Below are 3809 nucleotides of genomic sequence, written 5' to 3' on the forward strand. Positions count from 1 at the left end.
CCGCCGCCGTCCGCGGCCCGTGCCCGCCGGCCGTTCGGCCCCCTGCGGACGGGCCGCGGACGGCGGCGGCTGCGGCGACGGCTGCTCCGGGGCGGGCGGGGCCTCCAGCTTGACCCCGACGCCCCGCAGGGTGTGGAGGTAGCGCGGCCGGGCGGCGGTCTCGCCGAGTTTGCGCCGCAGCCACGAGAGGTGCACGTCGATCGTCTGGTCGTCGCCGTAGGACTGGCGCCAGACCTCGGTCAGCAGGTCCTTCCGCGCCACCACCACCCCCGGACGGCCCGCCAGGTAGGCCAGCAGGTCGAACTCCCTCCGGGTGAGGTCGAGTCCGTTGCCGTCCAGCTGGGCGGTGCGCCGCTGCGGATCGACGGTCAGGCCGCCGACCCGCAGCACCGCGTCCCGTTCCGCCGCCGCGCCCCGGCCTCCTCCCGCGCGGCGCAGCACCGCCGCCATCCGGGCCGAGAGGTGCTCCACGGAGAACGGCTTGACCAGGTAGTCGTCGGCGCCGTCGTTGAGCAGCCGGACGATCTCCCGCTCGTCGTCCCGCGCCGTCGCGATGATCACCGGGACCTGGGTGACGCCCCGCAGCATCTTCAGCGCCTCCGCGCCGTCCAGATCGGGCAGCCCGAGGTCGAGGACGACCACGTCGAACTCCAACTGCGCGACCTCGCGCAGCGCCTCCAGGGCGCTCCCGACGCTGCGCACGGTGTGCGCGGCGTCGGTCAGGTGACGGATCAGCGCCGACCGGACGAACGGATCATCCTCAACCACGAGCACATGGGCCATGCGCGGCACCGTACCCCGTGTGTGCGGGGGCAGTTGAGTCCGTGGGCGGTACCGGATCGGAGCCGGACCGCACCCGGACACCGTCGGCCGCGCGACGGGCGCCCACGGATTGGCGCGAAGAGGCGGGCCCCGGGACACCGGGACGTGGGCGGGCCGGGGCTCTGCGTAATGTAGCTGTATGCGACGCCAGTTGATGATCGTCGCGGTGTGGGTCGGGGCCACCGGCGCCGCGGTCACGCTGACGTGGTTCGGGGTCGGTTCGGTGATCAGGGGCACCGCGTACGACGCGCCGCGCGCCCTGGCCGTCACCGGCGCGCCGTCGGCGTCGGAGAGCGCCCCGGAGCCGGACGCCTCGTCCACCCAGCGGCCGCCACCGGCCACCACCGAAGCCGGGGACCGGGAGCACGTCGGCGAGGACGGGAACGGCGGCGAGCCACCCCGGCGCTCCCCCGCGCCCGCGGGTTCGGCCGAGGACGGCGAGCCCCCGGGCGAGACCGGTCCGCCGCCGGGTGAGGCCGGCGACAGCCCCGGGGACGGGGGTGACGGGGACAGCGGGCTGGGCACGGTGGAGACCGTGTCCACCGACGGTGGCCTGGTGGCGTTCGACATGGGGCCCGACTCCGCGGAGCTGGTCTCCGCGACGCCCGCGGCGGGCTGGGAGATGCAGGTCTGGACGGAGGAGGGCTTCATCCGGGTGACCTTCTCCGGGCACGGCCGCGCGGTGTCGGTCTTCTGCGTCTTCAACGGGCACGCGCCCTACATCGACCACCACGAGGAGTGAGCCGCGCGCTCCGGGGCGCGCGTGACCGGCACCGTCGTGCGCGTGAGGCGCGCACCTGTGCCGCACGCGCCCTGCCCGCATCCCGCATTCCTGCGGACTCAGTCGAAGGTGCCCTCCGGCGGCGCCGGGGAGTCGGTGGCGTCCGCGTCGGTGACCACCGGCGCCCCGCCGGTGAAGTCGGTGAGTTCCCGGCCGGTGAGCAGCCGGGCGGGGTGCGGGTCGCCGGCGGCGCGACGGGTCAGCTCAGCGGTCGGCAGTGGGCCGTCGGTGGCGACCAGGACGGCGTTGCCGAACCGGCGGCCACGCAGCACGGCCGGGTCCGCGATCACCGCGCACGCCCCGAACCTGTCCCCGAAGGTGGCGAGTTGACGCCGCAGATGAGCCAGCGGGGGCCCGTCGGTGAGGTTGGCGGCGTACCAGCCGCCGGGGCGCAGCGCGCGCCGGGCCAGGTCGAGGAACTCGCCGCTGGTGCAGTGGGCGGGGGTTCGGGCACCGGCGAACACGTCGGTGACGACCAGGTCCGCCTGGCCCTCCGGCAGACGTTCCAGCATCCGGCGGGCGTCGCTGCCGCGGACCTTGATCCGCCCGTCCGGCAGGGGGAGCCACTCCCGGACGAAGGCGGTCAGCCGGGTGTCGGGCTCGGCGATCTGCTGGGTGGAGCGGGGCCGGGTCGCCACGACGTAGCGGGCGAGGGTGAAGGCGCCGCCGCCCAGGTGAACAGCGGCGACGGGGGCGCCGGGTGGTGCGGCCAGGTCGATGATGTGGCCCAGCCGTCGCTGGTAGGCGTAGCCGAGCCAGGCCGGGTCGTCGAGGTCCACGTGCGATTGCGGGGCGCCGTCGAGGTGGAGCTCCCAGCCGCGGGGGCGGTCGGGGTCGGGCACCAGCCGCGCCACGCCCCCGTCCACCGGGCCGCTGGGCGCGGCGCGCCCCTGTCGTCGTCTGTTCCGGTCGACCATCGGCCCAGTATCCCCGCACCGGCCCCACCGGGCGCACAGGGCGGTCCGGCCCCACCGGGCGGTCCGCCGCTCCTTTCGCCCCGGGGCGAGCCGTCCGGCGCCGCGACCGGGGCGAAACGTTCCTGCACTGCTGTCGCGACGTACGACGGATGCCGTGACGGCGGCGGGAACGAGCGGTGACAGGCGGTCGGCGCCACAGTGGCCGGGCCTGCCGGGGCGAGAAGACGCGGGTGGGGCGTGGTGGGGGGTGGTCGCGGACGGCGGCGGTTCAGCGACAGCAGCGGTCCAGTGCGGCGAACGTGCGGGCGGCCTCACGCAGGGCGTCCCGCAGTCGGTCCGGATGGGTGGCGGCGGGCCGGGTGTCGGCCGGCGGCACCAGCCACCGCGAACCCGCGACCGGGAGCTGGTGCGAGCCCGGCGGGGTTCCGTAGGTCTGGATGCAGGCACTGCCGGGAAGGTTCCACCCCTCGGCGGTACCGGGCGGGACCAGGAAGCCGAGGGTGTCGCCCTCCCGGTCGTGCAGCACCGGGCCCGCGCCGCCACGCAATCGCAGGATGTCTACCGCCTCCAGCCCTTCCCGGGCGGGTACGGTCACCAGATCACAGGGCGGTTCGGCGGGGCCGGGGCGGCCGTGGTGAGCCGTGTGGCCGGCTGTGACACGGTGGCGCGTCACGGCCGTGGCCCTCTCGATGTCCAGCATGGGAGTCCTCCTCCGCTGTCGGATACCGGGTTCAACGCGATTGCACTGTCAAGAGGTACGGCCGGGGACAGCCGCAAAGGGTGGCAGTTCATGGCGGATCACGGGTGAGATATCCCGTTTGTACGAAACCGGTCGCTGTGTCCTTCGGCGCGGCCGGTACGGTCCCGCCATGACGTCGACATCCGCGTCAGCGGGAGCGCCGGAGCCCACCGGCCCACCGCGTCCCGGCCCCGGCGCCGCGGACGCCCGGCCCAACACCGTCTTCCGGAGACTGCGCGGCGATCGGTCGCCCGGGGAGTTCGCCGCTGCCGTACGCAGGGCGGCCTGGGAGATCGGCGAGCGGGTCGCGTGCGACGCGCGCTACGTCGGGCGGGTGGAGGCCGGCGAGATCCGCTGCCCCAACTACGCCTACGAGCGCGTCTTCCGGCACATGTTCCCCGGACTGTCGCTGACCGCGCTCGGGTTCGAGCCACGGGACGCGGTCCGCGGCAGGCCCGGGCCGCGCACGCGTCAGGCGCGCGGCGACGACCCCGCGCCCCGCGACACCCCCGCACGCCGGGCGGCCGGACCCCCCGGGGCCACCGATGTC

General features: G+C 75.6%; 4 protein-coding genes and 1 pseudogene. 2 read left to right on the forward strand and 3 right to left on the reverse strand.

Annotated features, from left to right (window positions below; genetic code table 11):
* Positions 1 to 783, reverse strand: a 783-nt coding sequence (locus tag E0D90_RS24440) for a response regulator transcription factor (RefSeq protein ID WP_170215044.1), incomplete at its 3' end; no start/stop codon positions are given.
* 178 nt (positions 784 to 961) lie between these two features.
* Here E0D90_RS24440 and E0D90_RS24445 point away from each other — a divergent pair.
* Positions 962 to 1564: a hypothetical protein gene (locus E0D90_RS24445; protein ID WP_130800124.1), complete on the forward strand. Its 603-nt coding sequence runs from the start codon at positions 962 to 964 to the stop codon at positions 1562 to 1564.
* A 98-nt stretch (positions 1565 to 1662) separates the two neighbouring features.
* On the opposite strand, the gene E0D90_RS24450 is transcribed toward E0D90_RS24445, so the two are convergent.
* Together E0D90_RS24450 and E0D90_RS24455 are read right to left on the reverse strand one after the other, a co-directional pair.
* Complete coding sequence (locus E0D90_RS24450; RefSeq protein ID WP_130800125.1) at positions 1663 to 2520, reverse strand: spermidine synthase; 858 nt, start codon at positions 2518 to 2520, stop codon at positions 1663 to 1665.
* Positions 2521 to 2788: 268 nt separating this feature from the next.
* Positions 2789 to 3220, reverse strand: coding sequence for a hypothetical protein (locus tag E0D90_RS24455; RefSeq protein ID WP_227870476.1), 432 nt, complete (start codon positions 3218 to 3220; stop codon positions 2789 to 2791).
* Between the two features lie 169 nt (positions 3221 to 3389).
* Here E0D90_RS24455 and E0D90_RS28145 point away from each other — a divergent pair.
* Positions 3390 to 3809: pseudogene (locus E0D90_RS28145) on the forward strand (hypothetical protein); the annotation flags it as partial.

The organism is Streptomyces otsuchiensis (genome assembly GCF_004305975.1).
Taxonomy (GTDB): Bacteria; Actinomycetota; Actinomycetes; order Streptomycetales; family Streptomycetaceae; genus Streptomyces; species Streptomyces otsuchiensis.

Excerpts from the sequence above, each read along its gene's own strand:
- E0D90_RS24445 (WP_130800124.1), top strand. The coding sequence starts at position 962 with ATGCGACGCCAGTTGATGATCGTCGCGGTGTGGGTCGGGGCCACCGGC.
- E0D90_RS24450 (WP_130800125.1), bottom strand. The coding sequence starts at position 2,520 with ATGGTCGACCGGAACAGACGACGACAGGGGCGCGCCGCGCCCAGCGGC.
- E0D90_RS24455 (WP_227870476.1), bottom strand. The coding sequence starts at position 3,220 with ATGCTGGACATCGAGAGGGCCACGGCCGTGACGCGCCACCGTGTCACA.